Raw genomic sequence first — 21097 nt, forward strand, 5'->3', positions numbered from 1 at the left:
TGTGGACAACGCTGGGGACAGACTGTGGGCGACGCGCCGTCGCCCTGTGGAGACAGCGACGTCGGGGGTGGACGAGCGGTGGAGGACGAGCGGCCGCGGCGACGGTCGCGGGCCCGTGACCAGCCACGACGCCGTCCCCAGCGTGTGGACCGCACGCCGCCGTCGGTGCCTGCCGCTAGCGTGACCGCGTGAGCCCCCGACGACCCGCGCCGCGCAGCATCGAGGAGGTGCGCCCCGGGGTGGAGGTGCGCCGCAGCACCCGCCGCCGCCGCTCGGTGCAGGCCTACCGCGAGGGCGGGCGCATCGTGGTGCTCGTGCCCGCGGCGCTCACGGCGGCCGAGGAGGCCCGGTGGGTCGACACGATGGTGGCGCGCCTGGACAAGCGGGGCTCCACCACCCGCACCAGCGACGACGACCTCCTCGCGCGGGCCCGCGAGCTGAGCCGCGACCACCTCGACGGTCGTGCGGAGCCCGCGAGCGTCCGCTGGGTCGACAACCAGCACACCCGCTGGGGGTCGTGCACCCCCGCGGACGGCACGATCCGGCTGTCCAGCCGCCTGCGGCCGATGCCCGACTGGGTGGTCGACTACGTGCTCGTGCACGAGCTGGCGCATCTGCTGGTCGCGAGCCACGGCCCCGACTTCTGGGCGCTGGTCGACCGGTTCCCGCGCACCGAGCGCGCGCGGGGCTACCTCGAGGGCTGGTCGGCGGCGGGCGGTCGCGGCGAGCCCACCGGGTCCGGCGACGCCGACTGAGCCGTCCGCCCCACCGCCGCTCGCACCAGGTCGCGCACCGACGCGTCGCTGCCCTCGGGCAGGGCGTCGACGTCGAACCAGCGCAGGTCGCTGCTCTCCTCGCTGCGCACGGGCGTCGCGCCCGGCTCGGCGGTCGCCACGAACTGGACGTCGAGGTGGTGCGCCGGGCTGATCGGACCGCACGGCACCTCGTGGCGCGACAGCAGCACGGGCACCGGGTCGATGGACAGGGCCTCGATGCCGGTCTCCTCGCGGCCCTCGCGCAGCGCGGCGCCGGCGAGCGTGGCGTCGTCGGGCTCGCAGTGCCCGCCGGTCTGCAGCCAACGCCCCAGCCGGGCGTGCAGCGTGAGCACGACCTGCGACCGGTCGGCCGACAGCACCGCGACGCTCGCCGTCAGGTGGTCGGGGTGGCACGACCGGTCGGCGGCGTCGGGGTGGTCGTCGAGGTGCGCGAGGTAGGCGTCGCGCAGCGCCCGCTGGTCGGCGTCCGGGTGGTCCCAGTCGCCGAGGACCCGGCGGGCGTCGGCGTGCAGGCTCACGCGGTGGGGCGGTCCGGACCGTCGGCGTCGGGGCCGTCGGACCCGGGGTCGGCGGATCCCTTCTCCTCGTCGGCGGCCTCGGCCTCGCCCTGCTCCAGCAGGTCGGCCAGGGCGGCGTCGAAGTCGGCCTCGTCGCTGCTCGGCTCGCCACCAGCGCGCTCGCCCTGGGCGAAGCCGAGCGGGTCGTCCAGGTCGGACGCCGACGGCATCAGGTCGGGGTGGGCCCACACGGCGTCGCGTGCCTCGGCGCCCTGACGGTCGCGCAGCGCCGCCCAGAGCGTCGCGGCGTCACGCAGACGCCGGGGACGCAGCTCCAGGCCCACGAGCGAGGCGAAGGCCTGCTCGGCCGGGCCGCCGGTGGCGCGCCGGCGACGCATCGCCTCGCGCAGCTTGGGGGCCGACGGCATGGTCTCGCGGGTGGCCTGGTCGACGACGTCGTCGACCCAGCCCTCGACGAAGGCGAGCAGGGACTCGAGGCGGTCGAGCGCGGCCTGCTGCTCGGCCGTGCGCTGGGGCTCGAACAGACCCTCCTGCATGGCCTCCTGGATCGCGGCGGGGTTGGACGGGTCGATCGAGCCGAGCTTGGCCTCGATGCCGGACACATCGATGGTGGTGCCGCGCCCGAACGCCTCGATGGCGCCGACCAGGCGGCCCCGCAGCCAGGGGGCGTGCGCGAACAGGCGGTGGTGGGCGCACTCGCGGATGACGACGTAGAGCAGCACGTCCGCGTCGCTGACCTCGAGGCCCTCGCCGAACGCGGCGATGTTGGACGGCAGGACGGCGGCGACGCCGTCGGGGCCGAGGGGGAGGCCGACGTCGGTGCTGGAGTGCACCTCGGAGGCCAGGCCGCCGAGCGCCTGCCCGACCTGCTGGCCGAACATCGCGCCACCGGCCTGGGTGAGCATGCCGAGCAGGGGGCCGACCATGGCCTTGGCCTCCTCGGGGATGGCCTGGCCCATGGCGCCGACGACGTGCTCGGCGATGGGCTCCACGAGGCCCTTCCAGGTGCCGGCCGTGGCCTCGACCCACTCCGCGCGGCTCCAGGCGACCGAGGTGGTCGCGCCGACCGGCAGCGAGGTGGCGCGGTCGAGCCAGGTCTCGGCGAGGCGGACCGCGTCGGCGACCGCACCGCCCTGGTTGGACGTGGGCGACGGGTCGGGCGAGGCCGCGACGGTGTGGCGCGCGACGTCCTTGGCCATGTCCCAGTTCACGTGACCCTCGTGCGGCGCGAACATCCGCTGCATCTGTCCCATGAGGACGTTCATGTCGGGCATCTGCCCGCCGCTGAACGCCTTGAACATGTCCTCCATCGGCGTCCCGGCGAAGGGGTTGGTGTCCTTGCGGCGCGGGTCGTCGGGGTCGTTGGTCTCGTCGGGTTCGCCAGCCATGCCTCCAACGTACCGGCTGCACGCCCACGCACCTGTCCTACTCTTTGCGCCATGAGCGAACGGATCCGGCTGGTCGATCTCCACACCGAGCCGCTGAGCATCGACGAGGTCTACCGCTCGGTCCTCGACGACCGCGCCGGCGCCGTCGACGTGTTCGTCGGGACGGTCCGCGACCACGACCACCAGCGCGACGTCACCGCCCTGGAGTACTCCGCGCACCCGACCGTCGTCGAGCAGATGCGCAAGGTGGCCGAGGCCGTCGCCGACCGTCACGAGGCCATCGCGTTCTCGGTCGTCCACCGGGTGGGCGACCTGCGCGTCGGCGACCTCGCGGTCGTCGCCGCCGTCTCCGCCGCCCACCGCGGTCAGGCCTTCGACGCGTGCCGCGCCCTCGTCGACGACCTCAAGTCGCAGGTGCCCATCTGGAAGCACCAGGTGTTCTCCGACGGCACCACCGAGTGGGTGGGGACGCCGTAGCGGTGCCCGTGGGCACGCCTGCCGGGAACGGCGGGGGAGCACCCGTAGACTCGGCCGCGTGACTGTCCTGCTCTGGCTCGCGGTGCCGCTCGGCGTCGTGCTGCTCGCGATGGTGTGGGCGGCGTGGTCCGGCCGTCGTCGTCGGCGCGAGCCCAGTCGCGAGGCCGCGTACGAGCGCTTCAGCGCCGCCGTCACCCGTCCGCTGCCCGCCCGTGCGCGCACCGTCGTCGCCCAGCGCCCCGAGCGACCCACCGGCATCGCCGTACGTCCCTCGCAGCACCGCACCCGGTCCTGAGGCCGCCCGCGTGACCCGTCGTTCCGCCACGCTCGTCTGCGCGTCCGTGCTCCTGTTCGTCCTCGCGTTCGTCGCGTTCGTCCTCCCGGTGCCCTACGTCACGCTCAAGCCGGGGCCGACGGTCAACACCCTGGGGTCGTTCGAGGGTAAGCCGGTGATCGAGCTCGACGGTGCCAAGACCTATCCGACCGACGGCTCGCTGCGCCTCACCACGGTCTCGGTGACGAGCGCCGACGCCCGGGTGAGCATCGCGCAGGCGTTCGCGTCGTACTTCGACGACGACGACGCCGTCATCCCGCGCAGCCAGTACTACCCCGAGGGCACCGACCCGAAGCAGACCCAGCAGCAGAGCGCCGACCAGATGTCGGGGTCCAAGCAGACCTCGGAGGCCGCCGCCCTGCGCGCCGCCGGCTACGAGGTGCCCGTGGTCGTCCGCGCCAGCGAGGTCATCGAGGGCGGGCCGTCCGACGGCAAGGTCCAGGTCGGCGACCAGGTGCGCACCGTCGACGGCGAGCGGGTGGACGGCTCGGGCACCCTGATCCGGCTGGTGCGGGCCGCCGAGCCCGGCGACGTCGTCGAGCTCGGCATCACGCACGACGGCAAGGACTCGACGGTGCAGATCACCACCGACACGCTCCCCGACGCCCCCGGCGTCGCGCGGGTGGGCCTGTCGCTGGCCGAGGACTTCCAGTTCCCGATCACGGTGCGCAACAACCTCAGCGAGATCGGCGGCCCCAGCGCGGGGACGATGTTCGCGCTGGCCATCTACGACAAGCTCGAGCCGGGCGACCTCACCGGGGGCCGTGCGATCGCGGGCACCGGCGAGATCACCGCCGACGGCCAGGTGCTGCCCATCGGCGGCATCTCGCAGAAGATCGCCGGCGCCGACCAGGCCGGCGCCACCACGTTCCTGGTGCCCGAGGCGAACTGCGCCGAGGCCGCCGCCGGTCCCGACCACGGCCTGAAGCTGGTCGAGATCGGCACCCTGAAGCAGGCGATCGACTCCCTGGAGAAGCTCGCCGACGACCCCGACGCGAAGGTGCCGACGTGCCAGTGACCCCCGACCCCAGCGACCTGCCCGGTCCCGACCCCGACGCCCCGATCCGTCGCGTGACGCTCGAGGTCGAGACGCACGTCGCCGCCGGCGGCTGGGACCAGGCGCCCCGCCTGTACGCGCTCGTGCAGACCACCGACCTGCTCGCGTCCGAGCCCGAGCTCGCCGAGCAGCTCGGCGTCGCCGAGGGGTCGGTCGAGGGCGCGCTGACGCCCGTCGAGCAGGACGACCTGCCCGACGACACGACCATCGAGGAGCTGCTGGAGCAGATCGCGTGGCCGCCGCAGGTGGTCGGCTGCGCCGTCGTGCTCGAGCGCCTGATGCTGCCGCCCGAGGCCGAGGCGGGCATCCCCGACGACGCCGACGCGGCCGCCGACTACGCGGCGAGCCACCCCGACCGCCAGGAGGTGCGCATCGCCGCCGCGGTGACCCGCAAGGGCGAGGCGCACTGCGCGGTGCGGCCCCACGTCGGCGACGGCGAGGAGGTCCTCGAGGGCCCGGACCTGGTGCCCGGTCTCGTGGAGCTCCTTTTCCAGACCCTGGCAGACTGACCCCCCGGGCCCGATCCGGAACTTCGGCACGACCCAAGGAGCACAGTGAGCGACGGACCCGCGGCAGGTTTCCCCCGGCAGGCGCCTCCGCCCGCGTCCCAGCACCGGCGACGTGTGCTGGTGCCCACCCTGATCACCCTCGCGGCCCTGCTGTTCCTGGGCGCGGTGTTCACCGGGGTGTGGACCGACCGGCTCTGGTTCCGCTCGGTGGGCTTCGGCTCGGTGTACCGCACGATGCTGACCACCCGCGTGGTCATGTTCGTGACGTTCGGGCTGGTGTTCGCGGCGGTCGTCGTCGCCAACATCGTGATCGCGTACCGCACGCGTCCGATGACCGTGGCCCAGCTGGACCGCTCGGACCCGGTGATGCGCTACCGCCAGGCGATCGACCCGCTGCGCACGATCGCGCTCGCCGGGCTCGGCCTGCTGCTCACCGTCTTCGCCGGCTCGGCCGCCGCCGGCCAGTGGCGCACGTTCCAGATGTGGCGCAACGGCACCTCGTTCGGCCAGCGTGACCCGCAGTTCAACAAGGACGTCGGGTTCTACGTCTTCGACCTGCCCTGGATCGGGTTCCTGGTCTCCTACGGCTTCGCCCTGCTCATCGTCACGGGCATCGCGGTGCTGCTGGTGCACTACGTCTACGGCGGCATCTCGCTGCAGCCGCGCGACCGCCGGATCTCCCGCGCCGCCACCGTGCACCTGTCGGTGATCATCGGCCTGGGCATCCTGCTCCGCGCGCTCGGCTACTACCTCGACCGGTTCGGCTTCATGAACTCCGACACCGGCCTGATCGACGGCCCCACGTTCACCGACGTCAACGCGCGCATCCCCAGCAAGAACATCCTGATCGTCATCGCGATCATCTGCGCGCTGCTGTTCTTCGCGAACGTCATCCGTCAGACGCTGCTGCTGCCGGCCATCGGCCTGGGCCTGCTGCTGCTCTCGGCGATCCTCATCGGCGGCATCTGGCCCGCCGTCATGCAGTCGTTCCAGGTGCGCCCGTCCGAGCCGGACAAGGAGGCGCCCTACATCGAACGCAACATCGAGGCGACGAGGGACGCGTACAACGTCGCCGGCACGGAGAAGACCAACTACACCGGCAGCACCTCGCTGACGCCCACCGAGCTGACCCAGTCGGCCGAGTCGCGCGTCTCCACGCGTCTGCTCGACCCGACGCTCGTCTCGCCGGCGTTCCAGCAGCTGCAGCAGGTGCGCGGCTACTACACCGTCCCCGACACGCTCGACGTCGACCGCTACCAGCTGCCCGGCAGCGACATCGCGCAGGACATCGTCATCGCGGCCCGCGAGCTCAACCTCGACGGCCTGCAGGCCAGCCAGCGCAACTGGGCCAACGACCACACGGTCTACACCCACGGCTACGGCGTCATCGCCGCGCGCGGCAACCAGCGCGGCGACCAGGGCCAGCCGGTCTGGGTCGAGCGCGACATCCCGCCCACCGGCGACCTCGACATCCAGACGCCGCCGCGCATCTACTTCGGCGAGAACTCGCCGTCGTACTCCATCGTGGGCCGCCCCGACGGCGCCGCGCCCATCGAGGTCGACATCCCGCGCGGCGGGGGCGGCGACGACTCCGACAGCAACGCCGAGGCCGCGGCCACGCAGAACACCTACGACGGCGACGGGGGAGTGCCGGTCGGCAGCCTGTTCAACAAGCTGCTGTACGCGATCAAGTTCTCCGAGCCCAACATCGTGCTGTCGAGCCGCGTCAACGAGAACTCCAAGATCCTCTACGACCGCCACCCGCGCGACCGCGTCAACAGGGTCGCGCCGTGGCTCACCGTCGACGGCGACCCGTACCCCGCGGTCGTCGGCGGACGGGTGGTCTGGATCGTCGACGGGTACACGACGAGCAACTCCTACCCGTACAGCCAGAAGGTCTCGCTCGACGACGCGACGTCCGACACGCTGACGCAGGGGGGCGCGCAGGTGCGTCTGCCGTCCGACGAGGTCAACTACATGCGCAACTCGGTCAAGGCCGTGGTGGACGCGTACGACGGCTCGGTCGACCTGTACCAGTGGGACGAGAAGGACCCCATCCTCAAGACCTGGATGAAGACCTTCCCGGGCACCGTCAAGCCCAAGAGCGACATCAGCGAGGACCTCCTCAAGCACCTGCGGTACCCGGTCGACATCTTCAAGGTGCAGCGCGAGATGCTCTCGCGCTACCACGTCACCGACCCGCAGACGTTCTACGAGGACGGCGAGCGCTGGCAGGTCCCGACCGACCCGGCGGGCACGGCGGACTCCAAGCAGCCGCCGTACTACCTCTCGGTCACCCAGCCGACGCAGCCCGACGCGGGCCCGAGGTTCAGCCTCACCAGCGTCTACCTGCCGAACAGTCGTGAGAACCTCGCGTCGTACGTCTCGGTCAACTCCGAGGCGAGCGACACCGAGAACTACGGCAAGCTGGAGATCCTGCAGCTCAACGCCGACACCCAGGTCGACGGCCCGAGCCAGATCGCCAACAAGTTCAGCGCCGACCCCGGCGTCAGACAGGCGCTGCTGCCGTTCACGCAGAGCTCGGGCACGTCGGTGGTGTACGGCAACCTGCTGACGCTGCCGGTGTCGGACGCCCTGCTGTACGTGCAGCCGGTCTACGTGAGACGCGACAGCGCGTCGGGAACCTTCCCGGTGCTCCAGTACGTGGTGGCCTCCTTCGGCGACGACGTCGGCTACGGGCAGTCGCTCGACGAGGCGCTGCGCGTCGCGCTGGGTCTGCAGGCGGGCGACACGTCCGGCGACTCCCAGGCCGGCACCGGCGACACCGGTGGCGACAGCGGGGACGACTCCGGTGACGCGGGCGGTGGTGCCGAGGGCCAGACCCAGACCACCGACCAGCTGCTCACGCAGGCCTCGGCGGAGTACGACGCCGCCCAGAAGGCGCTCGCCGACGGCGACCTGGCCGAGTACCAGACCCGGATCAACGCGATGAACACGCTGATCGACCGCGCCCGGGCGACCCTCGGCTCGGCCGCCACCCCGGCGCCGTCCGAGACCCCCTCGGCGGACGCCAACGGCTGACCGTCGGCGGGTGGGGACTAATCACCACGTGAACGTGGTACCTGACGCGATGCACGGGAGATCTCCCGTGCATCGCGTCATCTCCCGTGGGCGCCGGGACCGGTGGTGCAGGTGTGGCTCATGTCTCCCCGGTGCCGATTTGGTGACGCGCAGGTGTACCGCGTAAGGTAGGGATTACCGACGCGGGGTGGAGCAGCTCGGTAGCTCGCTGGGCTCATAACCCAGAGGTCACAGGTTCAAATCCTGTCCCCGCTACCACCGACATCAGGCCCGGACGACCTCGTCGTCCGGGCCTGATGCACGTCCAGGGGTCCGCCGTCGTGCCGAGGGCCCGGCGTCGTGCCACGATGCGGCCATGTCTGCCTACTGGATCAGCACCTACCTCGAGATCCGCGACGAGGCCAAGATGAAGGCCTACGCCGAGCTCGCCGGCCCCGCGATCACCGGAGCGGGCGGCACGTTCCTCGCCCGCGGCGTGGCGGCGGCCTGGTACGAGTCCGGGCGCGAGCAGCGCTCGGTGCTCGTCGAGTTCGAGTCCCTCGAGGCCGCGATCGCCGCCCACGAGACACCGGAGTACCAGGCCGCGCTGGAGGCCCTCGGCGACGGCGCCGTCCGCGACCTGCGCGTCGTGCCCGGCGTCTGACGCATGGACCACGAGGTCGAGCCGTTCACCATCCAGGTCCCCGACGACGAGCTGGACGACCTGCACCGGCGTCTGGACGCCACCCGGTGGGCGCCGGAGTCGCCCGACGAGGAGTGGGTGCGGGGGATCCCGACGTCGTACCTGCGTGAGCTGGCCGAGCACTGGCGGCACGCGTACGTCTGGCGGGCGCACGAGGCGCGGCTGAACGAGCTGCCGCAGTTCACCACGACGATCGACGGCCAGCGCGTGCACTTCCTGCACGTGCGGTCGCCCGAGCCCGACGCGACGCCGTTGATCGTGACGCACGGGTGGCCGGGCTCGGTGGCCGAGTTCCTCGAGGTCGTCGGGCCGCTCGCCGACCCGCGCGCCCACGGGGGCGACCCGGCCGACGCGTTCCACGTCGTCGCGCCGTCGATCCCCGGGTTCGCCTTCTCCACGCCGGTCACCGAGCCGGGGTGGAACGTCGACCGCATCGCGCGCACGTTCGCCGCGCTGATGAGCCGCCTGGGCTACGAGCGCTACGCCGCGCAGGGCGGTGACTGGGGATCGCACGTTTCCCGCCAGATCGGCGTGGTCGAACCCGAGCACGTCATCGGCGTGCACCTCAACATGTTGATGAACCGGCCGAGCAGCGACGCACCCCTCGACGGCGGGCTCACCGACGAGGAGCATCGCCGGATCGACGGCCTCGACGCGTTCGTCGCCGACGGCCAGGGCTACCAGGGCATCCAGTCGACGCGTCCGCAGACGCTCGCGCACGGCCTGACGGACTCGCCGGTCGGCCAGCTCGGCTGGATCGCCGAGAAGTTCCACGCCTGGACCGACAACGACGGCACCATCGAGTCCGCCGTCGACCGCGACGCGCTGCTCACCACCGTCAGCCTGTACTGGTTCACCCGCACCGCAGGGTCGTCGGCGCAGATCTACTACGAGTCGACGCACCCGCGTGTCCGCCCGGCCCCGTCGACCACGCCCACGGCGGTCGCGGTGTTCCCGCACGACATCGCGCTGCCGCTGAGACGCGTCGCCGAGCAGACCAACCGGATCGTGCGCTGGACCGAGATGGACCGCGGCGGGCACTTCGCGGCGATGGAGGAACCCGACCTGCTGGTCGACGACGTCCGGGCCGCCTTCCGCGACCTGCGGTAGCCGCTGACAGACTCCGGTCATGAACCGGACCGTGGGTGCCCAGCTGGACGTGACCGTCCAGGCGACGAGCGAGCTCGAGATGCAGGTCGCCGTCGCACGCGTGCCCGGGATCGAGGTCGACGAGCGCCTCACCGTGACGCTCGACGGCGCCCCGCTGGCCGTCCGCGAGGTGGCGACGCCCCACGGCGGGCGGATGCACCTCGTCGACGCCGAGGCGGGCCGGCTCGAGGTCCGCTACGAGGCCACCGTCACCGGACGGGGCGACGCGCCCGAGCCGGCGGGCGACGACCTGTCGGTGTACCGGCGTCCCAGCCGCTACGCGGCGTCCGACACGCTCGGCGGGTTCGCCGTCAAGCAGTTCGGGCCCGTCTCGGACGCCGACCTGCTCACGGCGGTGTCGTCCTGGGTCGGCACCCGCCTGGACTACGTGCCGGGCAGCAGCGGACCGACGGACGGCGCGACCGACACGCTCCTGGCGGGTGCGGGGGTGTGTCGCGACTACACCCACCTCGTCGTCGCGCTGCTGCGCTCGCTCGGCGTGCCGGCGCGTCTCGTCGCCGTCTACGCGCCCGGCTGCGACCCGATGGACTTCCACGCCGTGGCCGAGGCGTACCTCGGCGGCGGGTGGTACGCCGTCGACGCGACGGCGCTCGCCCCGCGCTCGACCCTGGTGCGCATCGCCACCGGTCGCGACGCCGCCGACACCGCGTTCCTGACCAACAACGGCGGTGCGATCGTGCTGGACCGCTCGGTCGTCACCGCCGTCGCCGAGGACGGGCTCCCCGACGACGACCTGGACGAGCTCGTCACGCTCGGCTGACGCTCGAGGGGCCGGCCCCTCGAACCTCGGGCAAGACTGCCAAACCGCCTCATTCAGATGGCTGAGTGTGGGACGGTTGTCTAGACCAGATGGGGGAGTCGATGAAGCGGACCGAAGTGTGCCGCGCCGTGGGGCGCCGGGGCCACTTCGTCATGTTCACGCTCGCCTTCGTCGCAGCCGTCGCCCTCGGGCGCGCGACCCGCCTCGAGGGCTCCGAGCTCGCGCTCGTGTGGCCGGCGGCGGGCGTCGGGCTGCTGTGGACGTCGTGGGCGTGGCGCTCCCGCGGGGAGCTCACGGTCACCGTGCTCGCCGTGCTCGTCCTCGCGACGCTCGGCAACGGCCTGACGGGCGCCGCGTGGCCCGTCGCGATCGCCCTGGGCGTCGCCAACGTCGTCCAGGCGGCCGTCGGCGCCGGCATCCTGCACCGCTTCGCACCCGACGGGCCGCACGTGCTCACCAGCCCGCAGGGACTGGGTGCCCTGGCGCTCGCGTGCCTCGGAGGCGCCGCGACGAGCTCGGTGATCGGGCCGGTGGCGGTCGCCGTGGCCACGGACGGGACGCTCGGCGCGCTCGGGGGCGCCTGGATGGTCCGGATCTCGGTCAGCACGTTCGTCGTCGCCGCCGCGGGCCTGCGCCTGGCGCCGAGCGCGGTCGTGCTCGACCGCGCGCCCGACCGGCGGGCGTGGGAGACCCCGCTCGCCCTGCTCAGCCTCACGGTGGCCTACGGCGCCGTCTTCGGGCTCGGTGACGGCCTGCCGGTCGCGTTCCTCGTCGTGCCCTTCTCGGTCTGGGTCGGGCTGCGCTTCTCGACCACGGCAGCGGCCGTCCACACCCTGGTGGCCGGCACCTGCGTCGTCACCAGCACGCTCCTGGGACGCGGGCCGTTCGCCGCGCTCCCGGTGGACCAGCGCGGCGTCGTCGCCGAGTCGATGATCGCCGTCGTCGCCCTCGTGGCCCTGGTGCTCGCGCTGAAGCGCGACCAGCGCGACGCCCTGGCCGCCCGGGTGCAGGAGGCCGGCCGGGCAGCCGCCCAGCAGGCCGGACTGCTCGACGCGGTCATCTCGTCGATCAGCGACGGCATCATGGTCGTCGACGAGCGCGGCGGGATCCTCCTGACCAACCCGGCCGCCCGCCGGATGCTCGGTGGCTCGGGCGGCGCCGACGTGGCCGAGTGGTTCGAGCGCTTCACCCCGACGGCGCCCGACGGCTCGCCGATCCACCAGCGCGACCTGCCCGTGATGCGGGCGCTGGGCGGCGACTTCGTCGACGACGTCGACCTGGCCATCGTCGACGAGTCGGGGCACCGAAGAGTGATGTCGGTGACCGCGCGACCGCTCGGCTCGTCGGACCTGCTCGGACCGGGCGCGCCGCCGTCCGGGGCCGTGGCCGCCTTCCGCGACGTCACGCAGCGACGTCACGACGCCGAGCGCCTCGAGCTCAGCGAGCGACGGTTCCGCACCGCGTTCGAGACCGCGCCGGTCGGGATGGCGATCGTCGGCGCCGCCGACGGCACCGTCCGGCGGGCCAACGACGACCTGGCCGCCTTCGCCGGGGTCGCCACGACCGACGACCTCGTGGGTCGGTCGCTGCGCGACCTCGTGGTCCCCGACGACCGGGCCAAGCTCGACGAGGCGCTGGGGTCGCTGCGGGCCCAGGCCGCCGAGCAGGTCCGCACCGAGCTGCGGTTCGGCGACGCCGACGCGCCCGCCTGGGGATCGGTCTCGCTGGCGCTGCTGGAGTCGGAGTCGGAGTCCGAGGACGAGGAGCCGACGGTGGTCGCCCTCGTCGAGGACGTGACGGCCAGCAAGCGGGCCGAGGACGCGCTCACCCACCAGGCGCTGCACGACCAGCTCACCGACCTGCCCAACCGGGCGCTGCTGCTCGACCGCCTCAGCGCGGTGATCGAGGCCACCGACGACCGCGGTGACGCCGCCGGGCTGATGTACCTCGACCTCGACGGGTTCAAGGGGATCAACGACACCTACGGCCACGCGGCCGGCGACGAGCTGCTCGTCGAGCTCGCCCGGCGGCTCGAGCAGCTCGTGCGTGGCACGGACACCGTCGCCCGCCTCGGTGGGGACGAGTTCGCGATCCTGTGCCCCGACCTGTCCGGTGAGGGCGAGCTCGACGCGGTGGCGGCACGCGTGCTCGCCGCCGTGTCCGAGCCGGTGCGGCTGTCGGTGGGGCAGGTCGTGATCCGCGCGTCGGTGGGGGTGGTGCGGGTGCTCGGCGCCACCGACGCCGAGACGCTGCTGCGCTCGGCCGACGAGGCCATGTACGAGGCCAAGCGCGGCGGGCGCGACCAGGTGGTCTCGCTCTCGGCTCCCGAGCAGGCCCGAGCGTCCCGCGCGGCCAAGCTGCTGCCCGAGCTGGCGCTGGCCCTCGACCGCGGCGAGCTGATGATGGTCGGGCAGCCGGTGCTCTCGGCGTGCGACGGCTCGGTGACCGCCGTCGAGGCGCTCGTCCGCTGGCACCACCCGACGCGGGGCGTGCTCGCGCCCGCCCACTTCCTCGACGTGCTCGAGACCAGCGCGTTGATGGGTCGCGCCTGGGAGCAGATCCTCGACCTGTCGCTGGCCAACGCCGCCCAGTGGCCGGGGCGCGACGGCGTGACGCCCGCGGTGCACGTCAACGTGTCGGGCCGCCAGCTCACCGGCGACCTCGGCGACGGCGTCCTCGACGCCCTCGAGCGCCACCGCGTGGACCCGGGCCGTCTGGTGCTCGAGCTCACCGAGACGTTCGTTCCGCTCATCCACGACTCGGTGCGCGACGAGATCGACCGTCTGCGCCGGCACGGCGTCAGGATCGCCCTCGACGACCTCGGCACCGGCTACTCGTCCATGGCGATGCTCACCGAGCTGCCGATCGACGTGCTCAAGATCGACCGCCGGTTCGTCGCCGGGCTCGGCACCGACCCGCGGTGCGAGGCCGTCGTCCACTCGATCGTCACCCTGGGCCAGCGGCTCGACATGGAGGTCGTCGCCGAGGGTGTCGAGACCCGCGCCCAGCACGAGGTGCTCGCGCAGATGGAGTGCCCCAGCGTCCAGGGCTACCTCTACAGCCGCCCGATCGAGCAGCCCGCGCTGCGTCGCTTCCTCACCGCCAGCCAGGCCACCGCCCACCTCGGACCCGGTGCCGCCCTCGCCTGACACTGCTTCCCTCGGCGCTCGTGCCCGGGGCGACACCCGGGCGACGGCGGAGGGCGCTAGTATCGGCGGTGGACCACCCCGTTCGGTGGTGGCCCACCGGTCCCACCGTGGACGAGCCGCTCGGCCCGTCGCGTCGGTCTCTCGCAGATCCCCCGGGACCCCCGCTCGACATCGCATCGCCCCGGCCGCCGGGCCGCGTGCGGCATCCCTGCCGTCCGCGGTGGACGCGCCGGCAGCTCCGGAGGAGGAGTCCTTGGCTCGACGAGGCCAGCGCCAGCCCACGGCGCGACGTGCGGCACCGCGCACCCAGCGGCGCGTCCGCGATCGCGACGAGGAGGGGATCATCCCCGTCCTCGCCCGTGTGGTGCGCGAGGTGGAGGACGCCGTCCAACGGGGACGCGTGATGCCCTCGGTCCGCACCAAGTTCCAGGTGGTGGCGCTGCTCATGCGCCGCGAGCGCGCCACCGTCAAGGCCGACGTCACCAGCACCGAGGCCCACCGCGCCAACCAGCTGAAGCGTCTCGACGGCGTGGCCACCATCCTGGCCAAGACCGCCGCCCGCGAGCCGTCCCTGCTGGCCCTGCTCGCCGAGGACGCGGAGGTCACCGACGCCGCGCGCGAGCTCGAGCACGAGATGCTCGTCGCCGGCGGCGTCGAGGCCGCCGCCCCCGAGGAGGAGGCCCCCGACGCCGAGCCCCTCGTCCCGATCGTGCCCGAGCGCCGTGTCGTGCCGCAGTCGGTGATCTCGCGCCAGCTCGCCAACCCGTTCCTCACCCCCGACTTCTCCGCCGTCGAGCAGGTGCCGACGACCACCACCCGTCGGTTGTCGACGTGGGAGCTGCTCGGCCCCCTGTTCCGCTCCTTCGAGCAGGCCAGCGGTGGCGCGAAGGCGTGCATGGAGCTGCCCGAGCCGTCCGCGGTGCGCCTGCCCGGCGACCTGCACCTGATGAACCACCAGGCCGAGCTCGTGGCCGCGGCGGCCGAGGGCCACCGCACGTTCCTGCTCGCCGACGAGCCCGGCCTCGGCAAGACCGCGCAGGCGCTGCTCGCCGCGCAGGCCGCCGACGCGTACCCGCTGCTCGTCGTGGTGCCCAACGTCGTCAAGACCAGCTGGGCCCGCGAGGCCGAGCAGTGGACGCCCAAGCACCCCGTCACCGTGGTGCACGGCGACGGCGACACGATCGACGGCTTCGCCGACATCGTCGTGGTGAACTACGAGATCCTGGACCGCCACGTCGGCTGGCTGGGCGACCTCGGGTTCCGCGGCATGGTCGTGGACGAGGCGCACTTCATCAAGAACAAGACCTCGCAGCGCTCGCAGCACGTGCTGCAGCTGTCCGAGCGGATCCAGGCCCGTACCGCTCGTCCGCTGCTGATGGCGCTCACCGGCACCCCGCTGATCAACGACATCGAGGACTTCCGCGCGATCTGGCAGTTCCTCGGCTGGATCGACGACAAGAAGCCCACGCCGCGGCTGATGGCCGCGCTCGAGGAGACCGGGCTGACGCCGGTCGACCGCGCCTTCTACCCGGCTGCGCGCGCCGCCGTCATCGACCTCGGCATCGTGCGCCGCCGCAAGATCGACGTCGCGTCCGACATCCCGGCCCGGCGCATCGCCGACATGCCGGTCGAGCTCGGCGACGAGGCCGGCCGCTCGGTCCGTCAGGCCGAGGCCGAGCTCGCGCTGCGTCTGGTCCGGCGCTACGACACCGCCCTGGAGACGCGCGCGGCGGGCGTCGTCGTCGAGGGCGTCGACCACGACCTCGTCCGTCGCGTCGCCGGCTGGGAGCTCGACGACTCCGACGGCGAGAAGACCGGCGAGACCGTCTTCACCATGGTGCGCCGCATCGGCCAGGCCAAGGCCGGGCTCGCCGCCGACTACGCCGCACAGCTCGCGCGCAACGTCGGCAAGGTGGTCTTCTTCGCCAAGCACGTCGACGTCATGGACGTCGCGGAGGAGACCTTCGCCAAGCGAGGCATCGGCTACGCGTCGATCCGCGGCGGCCAGACCCCGCAGGCCCGCCAGCGCAACATCGACTCGTTCGTCAAGGACCCGAAGACCGAGATCGTGGTCTGCTCCCTGATGGCGGCGGGCGTCGGACTCAACCTGCAGGTGGCGTCCAACATGGTGCTCGCCGAGCTGTCGTGGACCGACGCCGAGCAGACCCAGGCCATCGACCGCATCCACCGCATCGGCCAGGACGAGCCCGTCACCGCCTGGCGGATCATCGCCGCGCAGACCATCGACACCCGCATCGCCGAGCTGATCGATAGCAAGGCCGGCCTCGCCGCCCGCGCGCTCGACGGCTCCGACGAGGAGGTCTCGTCGTCGTCCGACGTCCAGCTCGAGGCCCTGGTCGCCTTGCTCACCGACGCGCTCGAGCGTCGGGGCTAGGGGTCGGCCAGACACCACGTTCACGTGGTGTCTGGTGCGAGGCACGGGAGATCTTCCGTGCTTCGCACCATCAGCCGTGGTCGACCGTCTTCCTCACACCCCGAGGCGCGAGGCCAGCTCCTCGTCCGACGGCTCGACGAGGTGCGAGCCGTCCTCGAGCACGACCACCGGGATCCTGCTCGCGCCGCTGATCTCGCGGGCCCGGCGGGCGCCGTCCTCGGTGTCGGTGTCCACGTGGACGTGGTCGACGGAGCGCGCCTGCAGCAGGGCGCGGGAGCGGCGGTAGTCCGGGCACCAGTCGGCGCCGTAGATCGTCACGGTCATGGGTCCATGGTCGCGCAGCCCGTGCCGCGCACGCGCAACGGCGTCGATCGCGCCCTGGGACGGGCCCGGGAGCGGTAGCGTCGGGGACGTGAGCCAGGACGAGCGGCGCGACCCCGACGAGGTGCGCGACTTCTTCGAGTTCACCGACGGCCTCACCGCGTTCCTGATGCTCTACGAGTTCGGGCTCGACGAGATGCTCACCAAGATCAACATCCTGCGGCGCGAGCTCACCCACGCCGGCGGCGGCGACTCCCCGATCGAGCACGTCAGCCACCGGCTCAAGCGCCCGGCGAGCATCGCCGAGAAGGCCCAGCGCATCGGTTGCGGGCCGAGCATCGAGGAGGTGCGCGGCAAGGTCTTCGACATCGCCGGCATCCGCATCGTGTGCAGCTTCGTCGGCGACGCCTACACGGTGCTCGAGATGCTGAAGCGTCAGCCCGACGTCACGGTCGTGCAGGTCAAGGACTACATCGCCAACCCCAAGCCCAGCGGCTACAAGAGCCTCCACCTGATCGTCGACGTGCCCGTCTTCTTGTCCGAGCGCACCGAGCAGGTGCGCGTCGAGGTGCAGATCCGCACCGTCGCCATGGACTTCTGGGCGAGCCTGGAGCACAAGATCCACTACAAGTACCACCGCGAGGTGCCCGCCAAGCTCCGCATGGAGCTCGCGGGCGTCGCCGCCGCCACCGAGCGTCTGGACCAGCAGATGGAGCAGCTGCACCGCGAGTCGCGCCAGACCTAGGCTCGCCCACGCGCGGCCACGGCCCCGGTCGTCGGGTCAAGGGCGGGCGACGCCGTCCTCCAGGGTCACGACGTGGTCGCAGGCCGCGGCGAGGTCGACGTCGTGCGTCGCGAGCACCACGGTCGTCCCGGCCGCCCGCGCCGCGGCGACCGCGTCCCCGATGCGGTCGCGGGTGGCCAGGTCGACCCCGGTGGTGGGCTCGTCGAGCAGCAGCAGGTCCGACCGCTGGGCCAGGCCCTGCGCGACGAGCGCGCGTTGGCGCTGGCCGCCGGAGACGTCGCCGAGACGTCGCTCGGCGACGTCCAGCAGGCCGAGCTCGCCCAGGAGCCCCTCGACGACGAGACGGTCGGCAGCGCGCGGCCGACGCCACCAGCCCAGGTCCGCCCACCTCCCCATCGCGACGGTGTCGCGGACGGTCAGCGGCAGCCGGTCGTCGACGGCGCTGCGCTGCACGACCAGGGCGGCGGGTCGCCGCGACCGCACGACCACCCGTCCCGACCTGGGCGAGGCCGTGCCGGCCAGCAGGGCCAGGGCGGTCGACTTTCCCGACCCGTTGGCGCCGACCAGCGCGGTCGTGCGTCCGCGGGGGACGTCGAACGAGCAGCGGTCCAGCGCCGCGCGTCTGCCGTCGTGGCTGTGCACGACGTCGTCGAGCCGGGCGATCGTTTCCATCGTCATCCTTATTTCGTAATGAGACTCATTCCTGTTTAGATCCTCCCATGGAGTGGTTGCTGAGCCCGTTCGAGGTCTCGTTCGTGCAGCGGGCGCTGTACGCCGGCGTCCTCGTGTCGGTCATGTGCGCGGTCGTCGGCACCTGGGTGGTCCTGCGCGGGCTGGCGTTCCTCGGCGACGCGATGTCGCACGGGATGCTGCCGGGCATCGCGGTCGCCTCGCTGCTCGGCGGACCGCTGGTGCTGGGTGCGGCCGTCGCGGCCGTCGTGATGGCCGCGGGGCTGAGGATGCTGACCGCCCGCGGGTCGCTGACCCACGACACCGGGGTGGGCCTGCTGTTCGTCGGCATGCTCTCGGTGGGCGTGGTCATCGTGTCCCGGTCGCAGTCGTTCGCGGTCGACCTGACCGGCTACCTGTTCGGCGACGTGCTCGGCGTGACGACCGGCGACCTGACGGTCCTGACGGCGTCGACCACCGTGGCGGTGCTCGTCGCCACCGCCCTGCACCGGCCGTTCGTGGCGCTGGCGTTCGACGTCCGCGTCGCGCACGGCCTGGGCATGCGACCGGCCCTCGCGGGCACCGTCATGCTGCTGCTGATGGCGCTGGCCATGGTCGCCTCGTTCCGCGTCGTCGGCACCCTGCTGGTCTTCGGCATGCTGCTCGGCCCTCCGGCCGCGGCGGCGGTGTGGACCCGTCGGATCGGCTCGACCATGGCCCTGGCGGCGCTGCTCGGTGCTGCCGCCACCGTCGTCGGCCTGCTGGTCTCCTGGCACGCCCGCACCGCCGCGGGCGCGACGATCGCCTGCCTCGCGGTCGGCACCTACTTCGCCTCGGCCGTCGTCGCCGCGCTCGTGCGCCGCCACGGCCCTCTCGCCCCGCGCGTCGCCATCGACGCGCCCACCCCCGTCAGGACGGAGATCTCGTGAACACCCACCGAACGGCCCTGCTGGCCGCGACGCTGGCCTGCGCCACGGTGCTCGCCGCGTGCGGCCGACCCGACCCCGCGGCGGGCGGTGACACGTCCACGCCGCACGGCTACGTCGAGGGCGCACAGGAGCAGGCCGAGGCGCAGAACCGGCTGGTCTACGCGGCCGTCGACGGCGACCGCCCCCGCATGCTGGACCTCGCCTCGGAGAAGACGCAGCCGCTCGGTCCCCGCCGGGACGAGAGGGTGCAGGACCTGACCGGTGACGGTCGGTTCGTCTATGTGGCGCCCGAGTCGGACGCCGGTGTGCGGGTGCTGGACAGCGGCGTGTGGACCGTCGAGCACGGCGACCACCACCACTACTACACCGCCGTGCCCGCCGCCCTCGGCGCCGTGCGAGGTCAGGCACCGGGCAGCGTCGCGGGTTCCGCCGCCGGTGCGGCGGTCGTGTTCGAGGGCGACGGCGAGGTCGCCGTGCTGTCGCGCGAGGCCCTCGACGACGGCGAGCTCGACCTGAGCGCCCGCGTCGACGTCGGGCCCCACGCCGGGGTGGCCGTGCCCTACCGCGAGCACGTCGTCGTCTCCACCGCGAGCAGCACCGGCCGGCTCGCCGACGGGGTCGAGGTCGTCGGTGTCGACGGCAAGCGGGTGCAGGCGCTCGACGTCGCCTGTCCCGACCTGAGGGGGCACGCCGTGGCCCGCACCGGGGTGCTGTTCGGCTGCGCCGACGGCCTGCTCCTGGTCACCGAGGGCGACGGCGTGTTCGACGCGGAGAAGATCGGCTACCCGGCCGGGACGTCGGCGGCCGACCGTGCGACTTCCCTGCACGTGCGACCCGGGAGCAACGCCGTGGCGGCCTCCGGCGACGGCGGGGTGTGGGTCGTCGACCCGTCCGCCCGCACGGCCAGGCTGATCGCCACCGAGCAGCCGCCGGTCGCGGTCGCCTCGCCCGGCGACGACCGGTCGGTCCTGGTGCTGCGACGCGACGGCGTGCTCGAGGCGCGCTCGGTCACCGACGGGCAGGTGCTCGCCTCGCGGCCCGTGCTGTCCGGACCGGTCGATCCTGCTGCCGGACCTGCCCCCGTCATCGAGGTCGACCTCGCCCGCGCCTACGTCAACGACGCCGCGGGCGACCGCATCGTCGAGATCGACCACGCCGACGACCTCCGGGTGGCCCGCACCTTGGCCACCGAGGTCACGCCGCACTTCATGACCGAGGTGGGCCGATGAGGGCCACACGTCTGCGCCGGGCCACGGCAGCGGCCCTGGCGGTCGTCGCCGTCGCCGGCCTGGCGGCGTGCTCGGGCGACCAGCGACCGCAGGTGGTGGTCACCACCAACATCCTCGGCGACGTCGTCCGGCAGGTCGTGGGCGACGAGGTCCGCGTGTCGGTGCTGATGGCGCCGAACGCCGACCCGCACTCGTTCGGGCTGTCGGCCCGCCAGGCCGCCGACCTGGAGACCGCCGACCTCGTCGTGCACAACGGGCTCGGCCTGGAGGAGGGCGTCGCCCGGCAGGTCCGCAGCGCCGAGCGTGAGGGCGCCGCCACGCTGGCCGTGGGGGAGGAGGTCGACCCGCTGGCCTACGACCGTGGCGACTCCCGCGGCGACCCCGACCCGCACTTCTGGACCGACCCGGCCCGCGTCTCCGTCGCGGCCGAGCTGGTCCGCGACGCCGTCGTCGCCGAGGTCGACGGCGTCGACGTCGCCGCGGTCGAGCGCAACGCCGAGGCGTACCTGGGCGAGCTGGCCGAGCTCGACGACTGGATGACCACGCAGCTCGGGTCGGTCCCCGAGCCCGACCGCAAGCTCGTCACCAACCACCACGTGCTCGGCTACCTCGCCGACCGGTTCGGCTACGAGGTCGTCGGCGCCGTGGTGCCGAGCGGCACCACCCTCGCCAGCCCCAGCGCCTCGGACCTGGACTCCCTGGCCGGAGCGGTCCGCGCCGCGGGCGTCCGGTCGATCTTCGCCGACACCTCGCAGCCGGACCGGCTGGCCCAGGTGCTCGCCGACGAGGCGGGGCTGGGCGTGCGGGTGCTCGACCTGTACTCCGAGTCGCTGACCGCGCCCGGCGAGGGCGCCGACAGCTACGTCTCGATGATGCGCGCCAACACCACCACGATCGTGGACGGACTCACCGAGCCTCCGTCCCAGCAGTGATCCACCACTACCGAC

The 21097-nt window shown here is 73.0% G+C and carries 19 protein-coding genes and 1 tRNA gene; 16 read left to right on the top strand and 4 right to left on the bottom strand.

The window, feature by feature from the left end; translation table 11 throughout:
* Window positions 1-188 precede the first annotated feature (188 nt).
* The gene (locus ACI6PP_RS12410) at window positions 189-755 is read left to right on the top strand and encodes a M48 metallopeptidase family protein (RefSeq protein WP_421111903.1); all 567 of its coding nucleotides are present in this window, start codon (window positions 189-191) and stop codon (window positions 753-755) included.
* Here the strand turns inward: ACI6PP_RS12410 and ACI6PP_RS12415 are convergent.
* Together ACI6PP_RS12415 and ACI6PP_RS12420 are read right to left on the bottom strand one after the other, a co-directional pair.
* Complete coding sequence (locus ACI6PP_RS12415) at window positions 689-1294, bottom strand: NUDIX hydrolase (protein WP_421111904.1); 606 nt, start codon at window positions 1292-1294, stop codon at window positions 689-691. The two genes, ACI6PP_RS12410 and ACI6PP_RS12415, sit on opposite strands and share 67 nt — an antisense overlap.
* Window positions 1291-2682: a zinc-dependent metalloprotease gene (locus ACI6PP_RS12420; RefSeq protein ID WP_421111905.1), complete on the bottom strand. Its 1392-nt coding sequence runs from the start codon at window positions 2680-2682 to the stop codon at window positions 1291-1293. Before ACI6PP_RS12420 ends, ACI6PP_RS12415 begins: the two co-directional genes overlap by 4 nt.
* A gap of 51 nt (window positions 2683-2733) precedes the next feature.
* On the opposite strand from ACI6PP_RS12420, the gene ACI6PP_RS12425 reads away from it, so the two are divergent.
* The 11 genes from ACI6PP_RS12425 (at window position 2734) to ACI6PP_RS12475 (ending at window position 16257) form a co-directional block, all read left to right on the top strand.
* Window positions 2734-3159: a molybdenum cofactor biosynthesis protein MoaE gene (locus tag ACI6PP_RS12425; RefSeq protein WP_421111906.1), complete on the top strand. Its 426-nt coding sequence runs from the start codon at window positions 2734-2736 to the stop codon at window positions 3157-3159.
* A gap of 58 nt (window positions 3160-3217) precedes the next feature.
* Entirely contained in the window at window positions 3218-3454 is a 237-nt protein-coding gene (locus ACI6PP_RS12430) for a hypothetical protein (protein WP_421111907.1), read from the top strand.
* 10 nt (window positions 3455-3464) lie between these two features.
* On the top strand, window positions 3465-4511 hold the full coding sequence (locus tag ACI6PP_RS12435) for a YlbL family protein (protein ID WP_421111908.1): 1047 nt from the start codon (window positions 3465-3467) through the stop codon (window positions 4509-4511).
* Window positions 4502-5059, top strand: coding sequence for a PPA1309 family protein (locus tag ACI6PP_RS12440; RefSeq protein ID WP_421111909.1), 558 nt, complete (start codon window positions 4502-4504; stop codon window positions 5057-5059). The genes ACI6PP_RS12435 and ACI6PP_RS12440 overlap by 10 nt, the downstream gene beginning before the upstream one ends.
* Window positions 5060-5179: 120 nt before the next feature.
* Window positions 5180-8101: a UPF0182 family membrane protein gene (locus ACI6PP_RS12445; protein WP_421111910.1), complete on the top strand. Its 2922-nt coding sequence runs from the start codon at window positions 5180-5182 to the stop codon at window positions 8099-8101.
* A 181-nt stretch (window positions 8102-8282) separates the two neighbouring features.
* Window positions 8283-8359 (top strand) — tRNA-Met (locus ACI6PP_RS12450).
* Window positions 8360-8456: 97 nt separating this feature from the next.
* Complete coding sequence (locus ACI6PP_RS12455; protein ID WP_421111911.1) at window positions 8457-8744, top strand: DUF1330 domain-containing protein; 288 nt, start codon at window positions 8457-8459, stop codon at window positions 8742-8744.
* A 3-nt stretch (window positions 8745-8747) separates the two neighbouring features.
* Window positions 8748-9893, top strand: a complete 1146-nt coding sequence (locus tag ACI6PP_RS12460) for an epoxide hydrolase family protein (RefSeq protein ID WP_421111912.1) — start codon at window positions 8748-8750, stop codon at window positions 9891-9893.
* A 19-nt stretch (window positions 9894-9912) separates the two neighbouring features.
* Window positions 9913-10713, top strand: a complete 801-nt coding sequence (locus ACI6PP_RS12465; protein ID WP_421111913.1) for a transglutaminase-like domain-containing protein — start codon at window positions 9913-9915, stop codon at window positions 10711-10713.
* A gap of 101 nt (window positions 10714-10814) precedes the next feature.
* Entirely contained in the window at window positions 10815-13862 is a 3048-nt protein-coding gene (locus ACI6PP_RS12470; RefSeq protein WP_421111914.1) for a bifunctional diguanylate cyclase/phosphodiesterase, read from the top strand.
* A gap of 253 nt (window positions 13863-14115) precedes the next feature.
* Window positions 14116-16257, top strand: a complete 2142-nt coding sequence (locus ACI6PP_RS12475) for a DEAD/DEAH box helicase (protein WP_421111915.1) — start codon at window positions 14116-14118, stop codon at window positions 16255-16257.
* Between the two features lie 93 nt (window positions 16258-16350).
* On the opposite strand, the gene ACI6PP_RS12480 is transcribed toward ACI6PP_RS12475, so the two are convergent.
* On the bottom strand, window positions 16351-16581 hold the full coding sequence (locus ACI6PP_RS12480; protein ID WP_421111916.1) for a glutaredoxin family protein: 231 nt from the start codon (window positions 16579-16581) through the stop codon (window positions 16351-16353).
* A gap of 88 nt (window positions 16582-16669) precedes the next feature.
* Between ACI6PP_RS12480 and ACI6PP_RS12485 the strand changes: the two genes are divergently transcribed.
* Complete coding sequence (locus ACI6PP_RS12485) at window positions 16670-17323, top strand: GTP pyrophosphokinase (protein WP_421111917.1); 654 nt, start codon at window positions 16670-16672, stop codon at window positions 17321-17323.
* A gap of 36 nt (window positions 17324-17359) precedes the next feature.
* Here the strand turns inward: ACI6PP_RS12485 and aztA are convergent, their stop codons facing one another.
* Entirely contained in the window at window positions 17360-18001 is a 642-nt protein-coding gene (gene aztA / locus ACI6PP_RS12490) for a zinc ABC transporter ATP-binding protein AztA (RefSeq protein ID WP_421111918.1), read from the bottom strand.
* A gap of 41 nt (window positions 18002-18042) precedes the next feature.
* On the opposite strand from aztA, the gene aztB reads away from it, so the two are divergent.
* From aztB to aztC, 3 genes are read left to right on the top strand one after another with little or no spacing between them, the layout of a single operon-like run.
* Window positions 18043-18921 carry a zinc ABC transporter permease AztB gene (gene aztB / locus ACI6PP_RS12495; RefSeq protein WP_421111919.1) on the top strand — a complete coding sequence of 293 codons (879 nt, stop codon included), beginning with the start codon at window positions 18043-18045 and terminating at the stop codon, window positions 18919-18921.
* Window positions 18918-20150, top strand: a complete 1233-nt coding sequence (locus tag ACI6PP_RS12500; RefSeq protein ID WP_421111920.1) for a hypothetical protein — start codon at window positions 18918-18920, stop codon at window positions 20148-20150. Before aztB ends, ACI6PP_RS12500 begins: the two co-directional genes overlap by 4 nt.
* The gene (aztC, locus tag ACI6PP_RS12505) at window positions 20147-21082 is read left to right on the top strand and encodes a zinc ABC transporter substrate-binding protein AztC (RefSeq protein WP_421111921.1); all 936 of its coding nucleotides are present in this window, start codon (window positions 20147-20149) and stop codon (window positions 21080-21082) included. The genes ACI6PP_RS12500 and aztC overlap by 4 nt, the downstream gene beginning before the upstream one ends.
* Window positions 21083-21097: the final 15 nt, after the last annotated feature.

The sequence above is a fragment of the Solicola agrisoli genome (genome assembly GCF_049059935.1).
Taxonomy (GTDB): domain Bacteria; phylum Actinomycetota; class Actinomycetes; order Propionibacteriales; family Nocardioidaceae; genus JAURVT01.

Coding starts and splice junctions, on each gene's coding strand:
- ACI6PP_RS12420 (WP_421111905.1), bottom strand. CDS start 2,682: ATGGCTGGCGAACCCGACGAGACCAACGACCCCGACGACCCGCGCCGC.
- ACI6PP_RS12425 (WP_421111906.1), top strand. CDS start 2,734: ATGAGCGAACGGATCCGGCTGGTCGATCTCCACACCGAGCCGCTGAGC.
- ACI6PP_RS12455 (WP_421111911.1), top strand. CDS start 8,457: ATGTCTGCCTACTGGATCAGCACCTACCTCGAGATCCGCGACGAGGCC.
- ACI6PP_RS12460 (WP_421111912.1), top strand. CDS start 8,748: ATGGACCACGAGGTCGAGCCGTTCACCATCCAGGTCCCCGACGACGAG.
- ACI6PP_RS12465 (WP_421111913.1), top strand. CDS start 9,913: ATGAACCGGACCGTGGGTGCCCAGCTGGACGTGACCGTCCAGGCGACG.
- ACI6PP_RS12470 (WP_421111914.1), top strand. CDS start 10,815: ATGAAGCGGACCGAAGTGTGCCGCGCCGTGGGGCGCCGGGGCCACTTC.
- ACI6PP_RS12480 (WP_421111916.1), bottom strand. CDS start 16,581: ATGACCGTGACGATCTACGGCGCCGACTGGTGCCCGGACTACCGCCGC.
- aztA (WP_421111918.1), bottom strand. CDS start 18,001: ATGACGATGGAAACGATCGCCCGGCTCGACGACGTCGTGCACAGCCAC.
- aztB (WP_421111919.1), top strand. CDS start 18,043: ATGGAGTGGTTGCTGAGCCCGTTCGAGGTCTCGTTCGTGCAGCGGGCG.
- aztC (WP_421111921.1), top strand. CDS start 20,147: ATGAGGGCCACACGTCTGCGCCGGGCCACGGCAGCGGCCCTGGCGGTC.